Origin of the sequence: Planktothrix paucivesiculata PCC 9631 (assembly GCF_900009265.2) — a bacterium.
In the GTDB taxonomy this organism is placed as follows: Bacteria; Cyanobacteriota; Cyanobacteriia; order Cyanobacteriales; family Microcoleaceae; genus Planktothrix; species Planktothrix paucivesiculata.
Map to the genome: position 1 here is coordinate 62,322 of NZ_LR735018.1, position 17,104 is coordinate 79,425.

Here is a 17,104-nt window from a genome sequence, read left to right on the forward strand (position 1 = left end):
CAACTGTTGGTTTGGCAGTGGGTTCAACGCTGGGTTGCGGTGTTGGTTCAACTGTTGGTTTGGGAGTGGGTTCAACTATTGGTTTGGGAGTGGGTTCAACTATTGGTTTGGGAGTGGGTTCAACTGTTGGTTTGGGAGTGGGTTTAACTGTTGGTTTGGGAGTGGGTTCAACTGTTGGTTTGGGAGTGGGTTCAAAGCTGGGTTGCGGTGTTGGTTCAACGCTGGGTTGCGGTGTTGGTTCAACGCTGGGTTGCGGTGTTGGTTCAACGCTGGGTTGCGGTGTTGGTTCAACTGTTGGTTTGGGTGTTGGTTCAACTGTTGGTTTGGGTGTTGGTTCAACTGTTGGTTTGGGTGTCGGTTCAACTGTTGGTTTGGGTGTCGGTTCCGGTATCGCTGTAACATTCAGTTGAAAATTGTCTTCAACCGTAGTATTACTATTATCTTTGGCGATAACTTTCAGGTTGATTATTCCCACATCTGAGTTAGCAGGTATGCCGGTAAATTCTCCGGTGTTGGGGTCGAATGTTAACCAACTGGGGAGGGGTTGACCATCGGTTAGGGTGGCGCTATAGGTTAAACTATCTCCGAGATCAATATCTTGGAAGTTATTGCTAATATTTAGACTGAAGTTGCTATTTTGATTAATGGTTTGGTCGGTGATGGGAGAATTTAAAATCGGGGTGTCGTTAACGGAGGTAACGCTGAATTGGGCCATGACGGGAGTGACAGACTCTAACCCGTCGTTGTCTTTAGCTACTACGGTAAAGGCATTTAGAGCTCCATTAGCATTGGCATCCGGTGTCCAATAGGCGTTTTTCGTACCATCAATGATGTCGTTACTCCCTGCAACCCAAGCTGTGGCGGTGGCTGCATCACTCCCAATTTTTAATGTCCCACTACTCACCGCTTTAACCACAAAGGCAACTACTGTACCATCGCTATCCGCTTCGTCTCCCTGGGCAGTAAGTTGAGCAAAACTGAGTTCAACTTCCTTATCTTCATCGGTGGTACCTACCGGGGCCGAAAAACTGCTGAGGGTTGGCGGAGTGAGGGTATTGCTATAAATTTTGCTGATGCGTTTATTGGCAACATTGTAGCCGGTGAGCAGAATATCCATATCCCCGTCCTTGTCAAAGTCGGCGGTTGCTACGTCACTGAGCCCAACAGCCTCTAGGGAAATGCTGGTGTTTTGGCTAAAACCCCCACTGCCATTATTAATATAGAGTTGACTGATGGGCTTATTAGAACTATCCTGACCCGTGAGCAGAATATCGGTATAGCCGTCCTTGTCAAAGTCAGCCGTGGCTACGGAACCATTGTAAACAGGTGTGAGGGAAATATTGGTGTTTTGGCTAAAACCCCCACTGCCATTATTATTATAAATTTGGCTGATGGGTTTATCGGCACTATCATAACCGGTGAGCAGAATATCGATATCCCCGTCGTTGTCAAAGTCGGTGGTAGCCACCGCACTCCGGTAAACGCCGGTCAGGGAAACGCTGGTATTGAGACTAAACCCCCCACTACGGTCGTTTTTATAGAGTTGACTGATGGGTTTATTAGAACTATTCTGACCCGTGACTAGAATATCGGTGTAGCCGTCGTTGTCGAAGTCGGCGGTAGCCACCGCACTATGATAAACACCCGTGAGGGAAATATTAGTGTTTTGGCTAAAACCCCCACTACCATTATTAATATAGATTTGGCTGATGGGGTTATTAGAACTATTATGACCCGTGAGCAGAATATCGGGGCGGCCGTCGTTGTTAAAGTCGGCCGTAGCAACCGAACTCCGGTAAACCCCGATCAGGGATATGTTGGTATTAAGACTAAAACCCCCACTGCCGTTATTGGTATAGATTTGACTAACAGGTTTATAAGCACTATCGTAGCCGGTGAGCAGAATATCAATATCGCCGTCCTGGTCGAAGTCAGTTGTCGCCACCGAACCCAGGTAAACCCCCGTGAAGGAAGCGTTGGTATTGAGACTAAAACCCCCACTGCCATTATTGGTATAGATTTTACTGATGGGGTTACCCGAACTATCCTCCCCCGTCAGTAAAATATCGGTGTTGCCGTCTTTATCGAAGTCGGCGGTGGCTAACGCACTGTAATAAACAGCCGTCAGGTTGGTGGTTTCAGTAAAATTTAATGGCATCGTTGTTGCGTCCGTAGTAATGAATGAATTTAAAAGATGTCTGGGAAGAATGGTGGAAAGCGAATACCGGTTTAAGGGTTCGCCATTTGTCTAAATGCTGTTTCTAAATGTCCGACAAACCCAGACCCATCAAATAAAGGCACACATCGAGGGTTTAAGCGTTGCCGTAGCCGTTGTAACTCCTGGGGATGGGATGCGGAGTCAATGGCTTTTTGTTCGTACTCCTCAACACTGTTACAAATCATTTCTGTCATTCCGGCACTGGCACAAATACTGGCCCCCATCCGAGAGGCATGGGTCAAACCGACTTTGGTTAATACGGGCAACCCCGCCCACAGGGCTGCTATGGTGGTGGAAACCCCGTTATAAATCCAGGTATCTAAGGCTAAATCAGCGAGTTGCAAACGGGCTAAATATTCGGGATGGGGGATTTTGGGGGCGAAAATCAGTCTTTCGGCTGCAACTCCCATTTCTCCTGCACGACGACGCAGGTTTTGCATCGTATCTTCGAGGGCTAAAGATAACCACAAAACACTATCTTGGACTTGCCTTAAAATTGCCATCCAAACCGCAAATAAATCCAGTGTAATTTTATAGGAACGGTTAAAGCAAGCAAAGACAAAACTATTTTCGGGTAGCCCAACTTGAGTCCGAGTGAATTGTTGCTCGGAAATCTCCATGGGGGAACAGATAAATTGATGGGGCAAATAGATGATTTTCTCGCTATAATATGGGGCTAACTCTGGCGGTACAAGCCATTCATCTGTTAGCAAGTAGGGGATAAAATTCGCCCCCATAGTTTGAGGATATCCTAGAAAACTTGCTTGTATGGGAGCGGGTTGATAGGCAAATATTTCGGGTTTACTATAACTCGTATACCCGGCTAAATCGATTAAAATGTCAATACCATCGGCGTTAATTTGCCCGGCGGCATTCATAGCAGATAGTTGGGAAATATCTCGAAATTTGTCACAGCCTTTTTTAATCGTTTTTGTGACTTCATCCTCAATATTTAATAGGTGATATCCAAAGATCTCAAATTGTTCTCGGTTGTGGTTTTTAAACACTTGAGAAATTAACCGTCCGACGGCGTGTTCTCGAAAGTCACAAGAGACATAACCGACTCGCAATTTATCGGTTTTTTCGGGATAAACAAATTGTGATTTTTTCGGGATAATAGATTTTTTGATCCCATCGGCGTGTTTCTGAGCTACTGCTAGGGAAAGTTCTGGAGGTATGGGTAGGGCATTTAACTGAAAGGGCGCGAGGGTAAAACTCTGGTTGTCTTTCAGAATAGATTTAGCTGTAAAATTAATTAATTTGTTGACAAAATCATCATAGTTTTCCCAGTCGCAAAGATTGAGTTTAATTAAGCCGATATGAAAATCTACATATTCGGATTTGGGGTTGATTTTTTGCACTCGCTCATAGGCAAGTTGGGCGAGATTAAATTGTTCCTGAAATTCCCAAATTCGCCCTAATTGAAAATAGGCATCGCCATAGTCCGGTTGATGTTTGGCTACGGTTTTAAATAGCTGAACTGCTTCGTCTAATTTTGCCTGTTGTTTGTACAATAAGCCTAAATTATATAGGGCTGGAACGAATTGAGGTTGCAGTTCCAGGGCACGAACTAATCCGGTTTCTGCTTGTTTTAATTCTCCTTTAATTAGATAAATTGAGGCTAAATTTGTTAGGGTTTGGGGTAGGTTGGGATTGATGTTGAGAACTTTTTGATAACAAGTTATAGCTGCCTCTAACTGATTTTGCTGTTGGAGTAAAGTTCCTAAGTTATTATGGGCGGGAATATATTTGGGGTCGGCTGCTAGGGCTTTTTGAAAATAGGCGATCGCTTGTTCAATTTCCCCTTGTTTCTTATGCTCTTGACCTTGATTAAAATAAGCAGTAGCTTGATTTTTATGGGGAGGATTTTGATGAGAAAAATTGAGTTCGTTTTGTTTGAGTTCTATAGGTTTATTGCATTGAATATAAATCCAGGCGATCGCTTCACTTAATTTTCCGTCTTCTCGCCAGTTCACAGAGCGAAATAATTTAAAAAATAAGGGTAAATCATATCTAATTTTATCGGTTATTTGGATAGGATAATTAATATAAGTATTAGGGAGTTTTTCCCATCCACCAATTGTTACGTATTGAGCAATATTTCCGGTTTTAAATCCCAAGGAGATCGGACATCTAACTTGAGGAAGAATAGCCACATCATAGAGTTCTGTGGCTTCGTTATCCATATCTAGCCACTCGATAATATCCCCCGTATTTAAGTTAATTATCAGGATGCCACAACGAGCTTGGGCGTGTTTTTGTTTAAGTCTTTCTGCAATTAATAAACCCGAAAAATGATAGTCTCTAGGTTGGGATAGACCCACAACCGCAAAATCACCGACAAAACCCAATCCTCGGGCGTAACCCGGACAAAAGGTGAGGGGGACAAATTCACCCTTTTGAATATAGCCAAAATCCCCTGTACCCGAATTGAGTATCCACAATTTACCTCGATACCATCGCGGTGAGTGGGGCATGGATAAACCACTGGCAATGATTTCATCCGTTTGGATATCAATTACCACTCCGCCCTGAGTCCGTTGATGTCTCCAACCCGATGCCACATCAGAGCGACTAATCGCTGTAACATAGCGGGGAACCCCATTAACGGCCGCTAACCCATTCAAATGACAGCGATCTTCCGGGGCGAGTTTGCTGATAAAGGGCGGTTTCCAGATGGGGGCAAAACTGTGTTGGGGATGGAGGGTGGCTAAACAGCTATACTCGGTATTAACAAAAACCAGATTACCCAGATCGTCCGCTACTAGATCATGAATATCTAAATCTCCGGTTGTGTGAGCCACCCGAGGAACATAAAGTCGATCATATTTCTCCTGTAAAAGTTCTCCATTTTCCAGAACATTTTCAAACCGCCAAATCTGATAGCGGGTGGCCAGGTAAAAACGTTCTGCGGTTGTATACAGTCCCATCGGCCGCTCCAATTCCCAGACCGGGGTGCAGATCTCGCCGTTGGGCTGAACTCCGATCAAACAGAGACGATTGGTTTGGTAGGTCGTCAACGCTAAACTAACCTGGTGTTGCTGTAACCACTCCACGAAATGGCGAGAGTAAGGTAGAGTAAGAGTTTTAGTTTTAGTGTCGGTCATTTTTTTAGGTCGGAGAATAGCCTCTTGCAGACTTACTCCGATGCTATAAATTTGTTTTCATGTCACCCTGTAGAGAAAATAGATATAATCTCCTCTATATAGTATTCGTAACACTAAATCTTGATTTTAAAGAAGGGTGATAGTACGGATCTTTACACAATCTTTACGCAGGACTTGGGGGTTGCTTTAAATATCTGCCCCTATTAACAAAACCCCTACTCACAAAAGGGATAAAAGTTTACTGCCGCCTGAATAATTCTTCTCTGGGTTTTTGCACCTTTGGGTTTCCTGCAAAAATTCTCCCTACTTGAAAAAATTAAAAACGGCTATACACGACCTGAAATTGCTATAATAAATTACTCTGAACTTAATCCTATTCGGCTGGTTGATTACGGGTAAATGCAGATTACTTTTTTAGGGACTAGCTCTGGGGTTCCGACGCGATCGCGTAATGTTTCTAGTATTGCTCTGCGTCTACCGCAACGGGCAGAAATTTGGCTGTTTGACTGTGGAGAGGGGACGCAGCATCAATTCCTCCGCAGTGATTTAAAAATTAGTCAAATTAGTCGAATTTTTGTCACCCATCTACACGGCGATCATATTTTCGGGTTAATGGGGTTATTGGCTAGTTGCGGGCTGGCGGGAAATCCCAAGCGGATCGATATTTATGGGCCGTCGGGACTATCGGAATATTTACAGGGCTGTGTACGGTATTCCCAAACCCATTTTTCTTACCCGGTTAAAGTCCATACCATTCAACCGGGAATCATTTTTGAAGATGAAGAATATCAGGTGGTTTGTGGGCCTTTGAAGCACCGAGTCCCCGCCTTTGGTTATCGGATGATTGAAAAGGATAAACCGGGACGCTTTGATGTGGAAACGGCCCAAAAATTAGGGATTCCCCCCGGGCCAATTTATGCCCAACTCAAACAGGGACAGACTGTAACCCTCGCCGATGGTCGGATAATTCGGGGCGCGGAATTATGTGGCGAAGCCCAAGTCGGTCGCAAATTTGTCTATTGTACCGATACGGTATTTTGTGATGGGGCGGTAGAATTAGCGCAAAATGCGGATGTTTTGGTTCATGAAGCCACCTTTGCCCATCAAGATTCAGAAATGGCTTTTCAAAGATTACATTCAACCTCCACTATGGCGGCCCAAGTTGCACTAACGGCGGAAGTTAAACAGTTAATTATGACCCATTTTAGCCCCCGTTATGCCCCAGGTAATTCAATTGTTTTGGAGGATTTATTAACAGAAGCCCGAGCTATTTTTCCCCAGACAGATATGGCCTATGATTTCTTTACCTATACCATTCCTCGTCGTTCTTCCCCCTAGTAGTAAGCCCTTTAGGGCTCTCTTAAATTCCCCTGATTTTATTAAATGAGTCCTAAATAACTCACTACCATAACTAATAGTTAGGGGTTGAAACTGGCAAGAATTAAGGTTAGATCGTCATCGGTTCTTTCTGTTACCCGGGGCGATCGCAAAAACCCAATTAACTGTTCCTGAGCGTCGATTTCATCGGTGATAGTTTCTACGAATTTAAACAGAGGAGAAAAGAAGGGATGATGGGGTTTTCCTTCTGGCATTTTTAACGCTAACATTTGTAAGCCATCGGAAAAAGCCGCTAAATATTTCGGTTGTCCTGACCAGAGATTAATTTGCGCGGTTTCTAAGGCATTTGGAGAAATTAAAAATATCGTTTCATTTAGATATTCTCCACTAGCGGGAATAGTTAACTCCTGAATATTTCCCGTTTTATCTTCTACAACTATTGCCCCATCTCCGACTTGAGCAACGGCGACTAATTCCGGTGTAGCTATCCCTAGAATTAAAGTGGTTGCTAACTCCCTAAGTTCGGTTTCTTGGGTGACAGATTCGGTTTGAATAGCACTTAAAGCCTGATTTAAAGCCTCCTTTAAATAATCTTCCCAAACAATATTTTTAACATTGATATCAACAGAATTAATTTGTTTTTCCAGAGTAAATAAGGCTATTTTAACCGCAATATTTGCCCCTAAATCCGCTAATTTTGCCGAACCTGCCCCATCAGCTACGGCAAAGATTAGACAAGAATCCGATAGGTGTTTATAACCCTGGGCATCCTGACAGGGTAGATTTTGTTTTTCGTGACTTTTTCCAGTTACTGATGCAGAAACAACTTGCCAATGATCAATTGAATTCATTATAATTTTATATAGTTTAAAGACTGATGGAAAACGGCTATGGATTTATCCTTAAACACTCCCCCATCCCGGTGGCGGTAAAGCCACTTGTTCATCAACTTTAGAATGGGAAACCGTTTGCATACTGGTCGATAACCAAATAAACATTTCTCGAAAGTCTAAACCCCGCAGTTTTAACGGCGTTCTCTGGACAATTTGAGCTAATCGATTCAGATTTGCTCCTTCAACTCCAACGGCAAAAAATGCCACCTGTTTTTTAAATTCTTCCTCTTGAATTCGTCGAGTTGCTTCTTCTGTCACCCGGTCAGATTCTCCCTGGGGTTCACCATCGGTAATCATAAACACCCAAGGACGATAATAGGTAATTCCATTATTTCGATATTCTAATTTTCTCGCCGCCACTAAATCCAGAGATTGGTTAATAGCAGTTCCCATAAAAGTTTGACCCTGGGCGGTTAATAAAGGCGGTTCAAACTGATCGGCCGTGACGAAATCCTGTAAAATTTTAACTTGATTATCAAAGGAAATAATCGCCACTTCTACCCGTTTTTTAGCGAGTTCATCCCGAATTAAATCATTTCTAAACGCCATTAGTCCATCATTTAAAGCGTCAATGGGAACTCCTTGCATGGATGCAGAAGTATCCAACAACAACACACAAGGACAGCGAGGTTCAGGATTTTCTGCAAATTCAACGGCTTCGTCTAATCTCATGATTCTGCTCGGTTCTACTGATAATTATTAAGATATTCACTATTATATCCTAATCATTGTCTTAAAATTCGTTGTTGGGCGATCGCCCAAGAATCTAGGGGCTAAAGCCCAACAACAGGGAGGGTTTTATATTGATTATTTCCAATCCTCCCAAGATTGATTAAAAATAGACATTTCTGGAAATAAAATTGGATTATTATTATTTTCTAATAACCGTTGTAACTCCTCTAATATCGGTTCCCGATAGGGTAAATCATCGACTAATTGATAGGGGAAAACTTCGTTTTTTAAGCTAAATGCTGCGGTAGTTCCTGCGGCTGCTCCAACAGACCATTCAAAGGAATGTATTCGATAAGCCGCCGCCGCAATATGACTGGTAGCGATACTTTTTCCGGCTACTAATAGATTATCAATTTTTTGCGGAATCATCGCTCTTAAAGGAATTTGAAAGGGATAGGCTTGTCCCTGTCCGCGACGTTCTCCTTCCCTTTCTGTATTTCCTGGGGTTTCCGGTGGACTTAGGGTTAAACAGGGGTGAAAATCAATCGCATAATGACCAATTCCTACGGTATCCGGGTAAATTGTAGACCGAGAACGGGGTTGAATTTCAGCAATGGTTTTTTCGCCTGAAAAAGCGGGTAAACTATCTAACTTTCCTAACTCTAACCACAGCAGTCTATAGGTTTCTGGGCTTAAATTATCGGTATACCAATCTTGACGGAAGTTATTTTGAGAAATATCAATTTCTGAAACCATAAATCCGTCTTTTTGACCATAGGAAGGACGACCAATAATCCTTCTCCCTTCTCGCATATAAGGATATTTAGATAACCCGTGAACGGTTCCCATAGGAGAGTTTAAACCCGATAAATAGCGATAGTTGGGATATTTTTCTTTTACGCCTTCACCGAGTTGGGAGTCGGTTGTTCCTTGTACTAACCAATAGAAAAACCCCTGGGCATTTTCTTCGCCTTTTCGCAAGGTTTCTGTTCTTAACCCGCCTTTCCATCCACCGGGTTCAAGTTGACCTGTTGCTTCTAATTGTGAGGGGGTTAAAATCAAGTTATCGGCTGAGGTTCCGGGTCGATAATCATTGCCCCATGTCCAATTCTGCATGGTAATATCCCCCGGATAAATCGGCCATTCCCTGGGATTTGCTGACCGTTTTTCTTTGGGGTTCATACTGTGAATGCGCCGATAAGTATAGACTAAATTAAAATTGGCTAACCGGGGTAATTCATAACTATAATAGGGGGCATATTGTTCATAGAATGGGGGCTTTTCATGGATTTGGGGATTTTTAGTCGCCTCCATAGCAAAGGTATAGGTAAACCCTTGAGTACAATAGGGATCTTTTGTAATACTAGATGCGGTGGGTTCTTGAGAAGAACGAGGATCAATTCCTAGCCTGTGGGGAATATTAGTTAAGCCAATAATTTCTCCGGTTTCTGTCGCTTCAATAATATACCAATCGGCTCCTTGATTAGCCTTTTTTTTAGGAATAAACCTAATAATTATTTTATCCAATTCTGGGGAATTTTCATACTCATAAGCATCATCAATAATAAAAGATAAAGGTTTTGTATTTAAGGGGGGTTGTCCGGGTTTGGGAATATGTTGAATGGCGATCGCTTCGGTAATTTGACTATTAACAATTGTCACATCTTTGATCACAGTGGTGGGAAACCAATATAATTTTCCTTTCCCTTTCTTTTCAGCTTTTTTAAACATTTTTAATAGAATTTCATGCCCGGCTTCTGGCATAAAACAAGCATCACTGACCCAACAGGCTCCCGGGTTGAGAATCCCATATTTTTTTTCAATTTCTGCTCGTAATTCTAAGTATCCTCTTGGATAGAATAATAGGGATCTTTGGGTCGGTCTTTCATCGAGGGCGGAGGTTCCTTGAGAGGAAATTTGCCCCCCTACCCAGTCGGTAATTTCTGTTAAACAAACGGTTTTTCCTGCTAATAATCCTTCATAAGCTGCCGCACTTCCTGCTAGTCCGCCCCCAACTACTAATAAATCACAGTCTACTTTTTGATCAATCCGAGGAGGTGTTGCTAAGGCGAGGGATAAACTGGGATTTAAGGAAATGATAGTAATGATTAAACTAATAAATAATTTAGGCATAATTTGATTCATCTTTGATCGAAACTTTATAGACATTTAATGACGGGAAAAGTTCCCATTTATACTAGATATGTCATAATAGAATTAACCCAGTTTATAAACACAGAAACTTGATTTCTTGAATGGAGGGAATAAAATCCCCGTTTTTAACAAAATTATAATTAGTATATAGAATATAAGATCACCCTTTGAACCAGGCTCAGACCCCCTATTTAATTTTCGGTATCAAATACTCTATTATTCACCTTGATTTATGATTGAACTTCTAGCGGTATTATCGGCATCAGCCGCGGCGGGATTAAGGATTGCTATACCTTTACTGGTTATTGGTTTATTGCGAAATGATTTATGGTCGAGTATACCGTTTCTGTCTCAATTTTCGCCGCAGGTCGTTGTCGGAGTGCTGGTGAGTTGGTCATTGTTTGAAATTTTTGCCTCTAAAAAACTCCTGGGACAGAGAATTTTACAATTAATACAATTACTATTTAGCCCCTTTGTCGGTGCTATTTTAGGTTTAGCGATCGCCCAAGCAACTAACGTTCAACCTAGCTTATATTGGATTATTGCTATTGTTGCGGGTTTACTGGCTTTAGTTTTACAATTAGTCCAAACCGGATTATTTTATCGGTTGCGCGGTTTGCCCCTATGGGTGATTTTAGGACAGGATATTCTTTGTGTTTTCCTGGTTATTTTTGCCTTTGATGCCCCTCAACAGGGGGGATTAATTGCATTATTGTTATTATGGCTTTCCATTAGAATTTCTAAAGAATGGTATCGCTGGTATAGAAAACAAGCCAACCCCGAAGAACCTAACCCCCGACGTTATAAGCGGGAACCGGATTGAGGGTAAGGGGAGCAGGGGAGGCAGGGGCACTTCGACAGGCTCAGTGGCCGCAGGGGAGGCAGGAGAGGTAAGGAGAGGGAATATCGTTGATTCCCAACCTTCCTAAAGTAATCCGATGAAATGCAGGGGGCCTTGTCCGGTCATGATTTCTATTAATATACCAATCATTCCTAACATGGCTAACCGACCATTCCAAACTTCGGCGGTGGTGGTGAGTCCCCATTCCCAACTTTCTTGAGGATACATCTTGGTTTTTTTGCCCGGATGTGCCACATCAGAGAACTTAATATTAGGAGCATCTAGGGCTTCTATGACCATTTCTGCTAAATCATTAATAAATACAGGATGGGTATTGAGGGCCGGAACTCGATGGAATTTTTCAATCCCAGCTTCTTCAGCCAGTTCTCGATATTCCATATCAATTTCTTCTAAGGTTTCGATATGTTCCGATACAAAACTAATTGGAACCACGACTAATTCCTTAACCCCTTCTTTAGCAAGTTCCAGAATTGCTTCCTCGGTATAAGGTTGTAACCATTCCACCGGGCCAACCCGACTTTGATAGGCGAGAACATGGGGGTTAGGACGGTTTAAAGTCTGCATAATTGCGGCTGTGCAGCCTTCTATTTCATCCCGATAGGGATCTCCAGCTTCCTCAACATAACTCACCGGAACGCCGTGGGCACTAAAGAAAATTGGCACTTGTTCAGGTTGTTCACAATGTTCAATTTCCTGCTGAATTAATTCCGTCATTGCTTGTAAATAACCCGGACGACTATACCAAGAGGGAATCACTGTATAATCAATTTTTTGTAAACTCGGATCTTGTTCCCAAAGTTTTTCTAAAACTCGAAAACTCGAACCACTGGTACTAATTGAAAATTGTGGATATAAAGGTAAAATAACTAAATCTTCGATTTGATCCCGTTTGATTTTGGCTACCGCTTCTTCAGTAAATGGGTTCCAATAGCGCATCCCCACATACACGCGGATATCATGACCTTTTTCCTGTAAAGACCCTTGTAAGGCAAGGGCTTGTTCTTCGGTAATTCGCCGCAGGGGAGAACCGCCCCCGATCGCCTTATAATTTTCCTGGGACTTCTGATAGCGCAGAGTCGAAATCATCCAAGCCAGAGGTTTCTGCATCCAGGCAAAGGGCAAACGGATAATTTCTGGGTCTGAAAATAGATTGTACAAAAAGGGGCGAACATCTTGCAGTTGCTCTGGCCCGCCCAGATTTAGCAGTAAGACTCCGACTCGTCCCATAGCGGATACTTCCTATCCTAAGATTTGTTAACTATCTTAATAATATATTGTCCTTGTGGGTTAGTCGATCTTTTAATTTATAAAAATTGTTCTCAATATGGCAACTATCCTCAGAAGTCTAAGTTACCGCTATCAATGGCTCTATGATACCATTTCCCGACTGGCGGCTTTGAGTGTGGGGGGTGAACGTCGGTTTCGGGAGTTACCCTTAACCGGGTTGACCCTGACACCGGAAACCAAAATTCTGGACTTGTGCTGTGGAAGTGGACAAGCAACGGGGGTGTTAGTGGAGTATTCCCAAAACGTGACGGGGTTGGATGCCTCTCCGTTGTCCCTCAAACGCGCCCGGAATAATGTTCCTCAAGCCCAATATGTTGAAGCATTTGCCGAAAATATGCCCTTTGGGGATAACAGCTTTGACCTGGTACATACCAGCGCGGCGTTACATGAAATGAACCCCGAACAGTTGCAACAAATTCTCAATCAGGTTTATCGCGTGCTTAAACCCGGGGGAATTTTTACCCTGGTTGATTTCCATTCCCCCACTAACCCGATATTTTGGCCGGGGGTAGCCATGTTTCTCTGGTTATTTGAAACGGAAACGGCTTGGCAATTGTTAAAAACAGATATGGTTCAATTATCATCACAAATTGGCTTTAATGTCAATCCTCCTAAACTTTATGCGGGAGGAAGTTTACAAGTAATTCATGGGGTTAAACCTTAATAGAAACCGGGTTTCTTTTCCAGATTATCAGTAACAAACACAAGATTTGTATAGAAACCCGATTTCTTATTCTTGGGTGAGGTCGGGCAGGTTTATCAAGCAGGACTTACGCAGTGACGCTATATGTAGCGTACTAAGGAGTTAGCGATCGCTAACCCAAAAGAAATCTGGAAACGGAGAATAAGGAATGTTAAAATAGCATCAGAATCTATGCCCAAAAATATGAGCATCAATTATCTATACTATTGCCAATATCTCCTGAGTAGCCAAATCAATTATACTCTAACCAACTTCGCTGAACATATTCAAGAGTTTAGCCATGATACAATTAATCGTTACTTGAATTCAGAAAACTTAACACCCGAAGTGATTTGGGAAAAAGTGCATTCAGAACTTCAGAGCCATCCCGAAGCTTGTTTAGTTTTTGATGATACGGTACTCGACAAAAGATTTTCCTCGAAAATTGAACTTGTCCGCCGTCAATATATATGCAGCGCAAAAGTTAATGGCTTTGATTGATAATTTAGGGAAAATTTATTATGTTCCGCTCAAAAAAAACCGGCTGGTTGATGATACAGGAGGTCAAAAAAAATATCAGCCTATTGAACAGTTAATTTGGTCTGAAATTGAAGAAAAACAGGGAAAGCTAATCAAAATAAATAAATTCCCTAGAGATAAAAAAGTTAAACTATTTCGGGTAACTGTTTCTGCCAACAGAACGGAATATGTAGCTACAAATGATTTAAATCAGTCTTCAATAGATGAAGTCATCTCTCAATGTAAACTGCGATGGAAAATTGAGGAATTTCACCGAGAAATTAAACAATTAACGGGGATAGAATCTTGCCAATGCCGTAAAGCGAGTATTCAAAAAAACCACATTGCTTGCGCTTTATTAGTTTGGGTTTTTCTGACTCGTATGGCTAAGAAAGTTTCTCAAACTGTCTATCAGTTAAAAGCTAGTTTGTTAGCAGATTACCTGAGCCAAGAGCTTAAACATCCCTCTCTCAAGCTTTCTTTTATTTAGTTTACTTATCAATTCAAACACAGATTAATTCTCTTTTTATAAGCGCGCTCGCGTAGCGTGCCGGACGCATATCGCCCTTCTGTCTGAATCAAGCGATCGCCTGATCCTGAATGCGCTATATATAGCGTCCTTGCGTAAGTCCTGTTAAAGTCAAGCGGGTTTTGGGTCGGCTTTGACCCACCACTTCTGGTAACAACATTTGTGCCAATAAGGGTTCAAATACTTGACAAAAGTCATCCAGGTCACAAAAAACTTTTGTTATGTCTAAGTGTGATGCTCTGTGATCCATAAAAGCCTCCTTAATTGTCTAATATTTGCTGGTTACATCTCTATTTTCTCACGCTTACTGATTAGATCATATGCCCAATAGTCATCTGTTTTGTCGCGATCGCCTGCCCAATAGTCATCTGTTTTGTCGCGATCGCCTGCTCAATAGTCGTCTGTTTTATCGCGATCGCACTCCATCGAACTCACGTTAAAGGAAGAAATGCAAGCCATACTCAGTAACAAAAGCGACCTTTGAAACCACATTTTTCAACTCAACTCATAAGGATCGTGGATTAAAGCTGTATTTTTCAGATTACAGGAGGATTGTGTCGCAGTTGCGGTCTAACACGCCACTACAGCGCATGAAACCGCAAGCATTTAAGCCCTAAACTTACGCTTTTTTATAGGTTCCACCCAAATCGTGCAGAACCCCGAAGTAGCTAGCCTTCCCGCCACTTCCAGAGTCACCTCCAAACGTCGAACATCCTTTTTACACTCTAAATTAGTCAGACTATCCGAATTCCACTTCATCAAATTCCGAGCAAACTTCCCCTGTAGAAAAGGGGGTTAAGAAATGAGGTCAACCATCAACACTCTATTTAATCCAACCTGCACTTAAAATAACAGTAATTCCCATAAAAATAATTGCCAACATCCACGTAATCCGATTTAACGTTGTTTCGGCACTTTTGGCGCTAGTAAAGAGTTGAGCTTGTCCACCAATACCCCCAATACCGTCTCCTTTCGGACTGTGGAGTAAGACTAAAATAATAATCCCTAGAGCCGATAAAGACCAAACCGCTTGTAATACTTGAGTAATCATGTTAAGAAGTTGATAATTTGAACAGAAAAATTAAACCTTCAAACCTTCGATTATAACCTATTTTTCAAGGAATTAATTTAAAGTTTTACCCGCATCGGAGTCCGATTTTCCCGAACTTCATAGGCGGCGGATTCAATCATAGAAACACCCGTCATTTCCGGGGGTTGAGGAATACCCAAAATCTGCAAAATCGTGGGCGCGATATCCGCTAAACAGCCATCTGTTCGTAAAGGAATATCGGTTCCATGACCTGGGATTTTGCGTTTTTCCCCTTCTACTAGAATAAAGGGAACGGGGTTAGTTGTGTGGGCTGTCCAGGGATTTCCTTCCGCGTCGCACATATATTCTGCGTTACCATGATCGGCAATAATAATCGCCGTCCCCCCAGCTTGACTAATACTTTGTAACAATATCCCTAAACAGTGATCAACGGTTTCAACCGCTTTTACCGCCGCACCCATCATCCCCGTATGTCCGACCATATCAGGATTAGCGTAATTAATCACAATCATCGAGTAAATGCCCTTTTCAATGCCTTCAATTGCCACATCCGTCACCGCTTCGGCGGACATTTCCGGTTGTAAATCGTATGTAGCAACCGAAGGACTAGGAATTAATTCTCGGTCTTCCCCGGGATAGGGTTGTTCTAAACCGCCATTAAAAAAATAGGTGACATGGGCATATTTTTCGGTTTCCGCCGTGCGTAATTGCTTTAACCCGTGTTCAGCAATCACTTGTCCGAGAATATTATTGAGATTTTGGGGTTCAAAAGCCACTAATACCGGAAAAGTAGAGTCATATTGAGTCAAAGTCACAAAGCTCAGGGGCTGAATATAGGGACGTTCAAACTCTTTAAAATCAGCATCAACAAACACCTGAGTTAACTCCCTCGCCCGGTCAGGACGGAAGTTAAAGAAAATCACCCCATCCCCGGCTTCCACCGCCCCAGGCGCGATCCGAGAGGGCACCACAAACTCATCGTTTATGCCTTCAGAATAGGAAGATAACATCACATCGGCGGCCGATAATCCATTGCCTTCGCCCTTGCTGGTCATTACTTCATACGCTTGTTTAACTCGATCCCATCGTTTATCTCGATCCATGGCATAATAACGGCCACTAATGGTAACAATCCGACCGATACCAATAGCATCAATTTGTTCTTGAAGTTGCTTAATATATTTAATTCCATCTTTAGGATTGGTGTCTCGACCATCCATAATCGCATGAATACAAACATCTCTAATATTTTTAGCTTTTGCTAAGTTTAAAAGTCCGTATAAATGATCTAAATGGGAGTGAACCCCCCCATCGGAACATAAACCCATCAAGTGTAACTTGCCGTTTTTATCTAAAACATCTTGACAAACTTTTAACAATGCCGGGTTATTTTGAATTGTGCCATCTTCAACCGCATCAGAAATTCTGACTAACTCTTGAGGAACAACGCGCCCCGCACCAATATTCAAATGACCCACTTCTGAATTTCCCATTTGACCCACGGGTAGGCCCACGGCCTTGCCAGAGGTGCGAATTAGGGTTCGGGGGTAAGCCATCCATAGACTATCCATCACCGGGGTATTTGCAACAGCTATGGCATTTCCGTCGGTTTGTTCACGATAACCCCATCCATCCAAGATGATCAGTACAACGGGAGATATAGATTTGGGTGCCATGCCAAGTTACCTTTTGCTGCGTGTGGTGATTTCCGCATAAATTATACCATTAGTACGGCAATCGCTCACGCTTGAGTTGTTTCTGTTGTAGCTTGGGATTAAGATTGGGTATCCTT

The 17,104-nt window shown here is 42.5% G+C and carries 11 protein-coding genes and 3 pseudogenes; 4 read left to right on the forward strand and 10 right to left on the reverse strand.

What is annotated here, in order from left to right:
* Both PL9631_RS26175 and PL9631_RS14500 read right to left on the reverse strand, forming a co-directional pair.
* On the reverse strand, positions 1-2,158 hold a 2,158-nt coding region (locus PL9631_RS26175; RefSeq protein ID WP_083621391.1), incomplete at its 3' end, for an FG-GAP-like repeat-containing protein.
* A gap of 71 nt (positions 2,159-2,229) precedes the next feature.
* On the reverse strand, positions 2,230-5,325 hold the full coding sequence (locus PL9631_RS14500; RefSeq protein WP_083621393.1) for a TIGR03032 family protein: 3,096 nt from the start codon (positions 5,323-5,325) through the stop codon (positions 2,230-2,232).
* A 399-nt stretch (positions 5,326-5,724) separates the two neighbouring features.
* On the opposite strand from PL9631_RS14500, the gene PL9631_RS14505 reads away from it, so the two are divergent.
* Complete coding sequence (locus tag PL9631_RS14505) at positions 5,725-6,663, forward strand: ribonuclease Z (protein WP_083621394.1); 939 nt, start codon at positions 5,725-5,727, stop codon at positions 6,661-6,663.
* Between the two features lie 80 nt (positions 6,664-6,743).
* On the opposite strand, the gene PL9631_RS14510 is transcribed toward PL9631_RS14505, so the two are convergent.
* From PL9631_RS14510 to PL9631_RS14520, 3 genes are all read right to left on the reverse strand, one after another.
* Positions 6,744-7,514 (reverse strand): PP2C family serine/threonine-protein phosphatase, encoded by a 771-nt coding sequence (locus PL9631_RS14510; protein WP_083621396.1) that lies wholly within the window; start codon positions 7,512-7,514, stop codon positions 6,744-6,746.
* A gap of 51 nt (positions 7,515-7,565) precedes the next feature.
* Positions 7,566-8,228 carry a vWA domain-containing protein gene (locus PL9631_RS14515; RefSeq protein ID WP_083621397.1) on the reverse strand — a complete coding sequence of 221 codons (663 nt, stop codon included), beginning with the start codon at positions 8,226-8,228 and terminating at the stop codon, positions 7,566-7,568.
* A gap of 135 nt (positions 8,229-8,363) precedes the next feature.
* Positions 8,364-10,373, reverse strand: a complete 2,010-nt coding sequence (locus PL9631_RS14520) for an FAD-dependent oxidoreductase (RefSeq protein WP_083621399.1) — start codon at positions 10,371-10,373, stop codon at positions 8,364-8,366.
* Positions 10,374-10,614: 241 nt separating this feature from the next.
* Between PL9631_RS14520 and PL9631_RS14525 the strand changes: the two genes are divergently transcribed.
* Positions 10,615-11,205 (forward strand): DUF4126 domain-containing protein, encoded by a 591-nt coding sequence (locus PL9631_RS14525; RefSeq protein WP_083621401.1) that lies wholly within the window; start codon positions 10,615-10,617, stop codon positions 11,203-11,205.
* Positions 11,206-11,307: 102 nt separating this feature from the next.
* Here the strand turns inward: PL9631_RS14525 and hemH are convergent, their stop codons facing one another.
* Positions 11,308-12,471, reverse strand: a complete 1,164-nt coding sequence (gene hemH / locus PL9631_RS14530; RefSeq protein ID WP_083621403.1) for a ferrochelatase — start codon at positions 12,469-12,471, stop codon at positions 11,308-11,310.
* 97 nt (positions 12,472-12,568) lie between these two features.
* Here hemH and PL9631_RS14535 point away from each other — a divergent pair, with 97 nt between their 5' ends.
* Together PL9631_RS14535 and PL9631_RS14540 are read left to right on the forward strand one after the other, a co-directional pair.
* Complete coding sequence (locus PL9631_RS14535) at positions 12,569-13,195, forward strand: class I SAM-dependent methyltransferase (RefSeq protein WP_083621404.1); 627 nt, start codon at positions 12,569-12,571, stop codon at positions 13,193-13,195.
* Between the two features lie 222 nt (positions 13,196-13,417).
* Positions 13,418-14,222, forward strand: a pseudogene (locus PL9631_RS14540) (transposase).
* 142 nt (positions 14,223-14,364) lie between these two features.
* Here PL9631_RS14540 and PL9631_RS14545 read toward each other — a convergent pair.
* The 4 genes and pseudogenes from PL9631_RS14545 to gpmI form a co-directional block, all read right to left on the reverse strand.
* A pseudogene (locus PL9631_RS14545) lies at positions 14,365-14,511 on the reverse strand (IS982 family transposase); the annotation flags it as partial.
* Positions 14,512-14,867: 356 nt separating this feature from the next.
* Positions 14,868-15,032 (reverse strand): annotated as a pseudogene (locus tag PL9631_RS27195) (DUF6753 family protein); the annotation flags it as partial.
* A gap of 52 nt (positions 15,033-15,084) precedes the next feature.
* Positions 15,085-15,312 (reverse strand): preprotein translocase subunit SecG, encoded by a 228-nt coding sequence (gene secG, locus PL9631_RS14550; protein ID WP_079680316.1) that lies wholly within the window; start codon positions 15,310-15,312, stop codon positions 15,085-15,087.
* Between the two features lie 77 nt (positions 15,313-15,389).
* Positions 15,390-16,988, reverse strand: coding sequence for a 2,3-bisphosphoglycerate-independent phosphoglycerate mutase (gpmI, locus tag PL9631_RS14555; RefSeq protein ID WP_083621406.1), 1,599 nt, complete (start codon positions 16,986-16,988; stop codon positions 15,390-15,392).
* Positions 16,989-17,104: the final 116 nt, after the last annotated feature.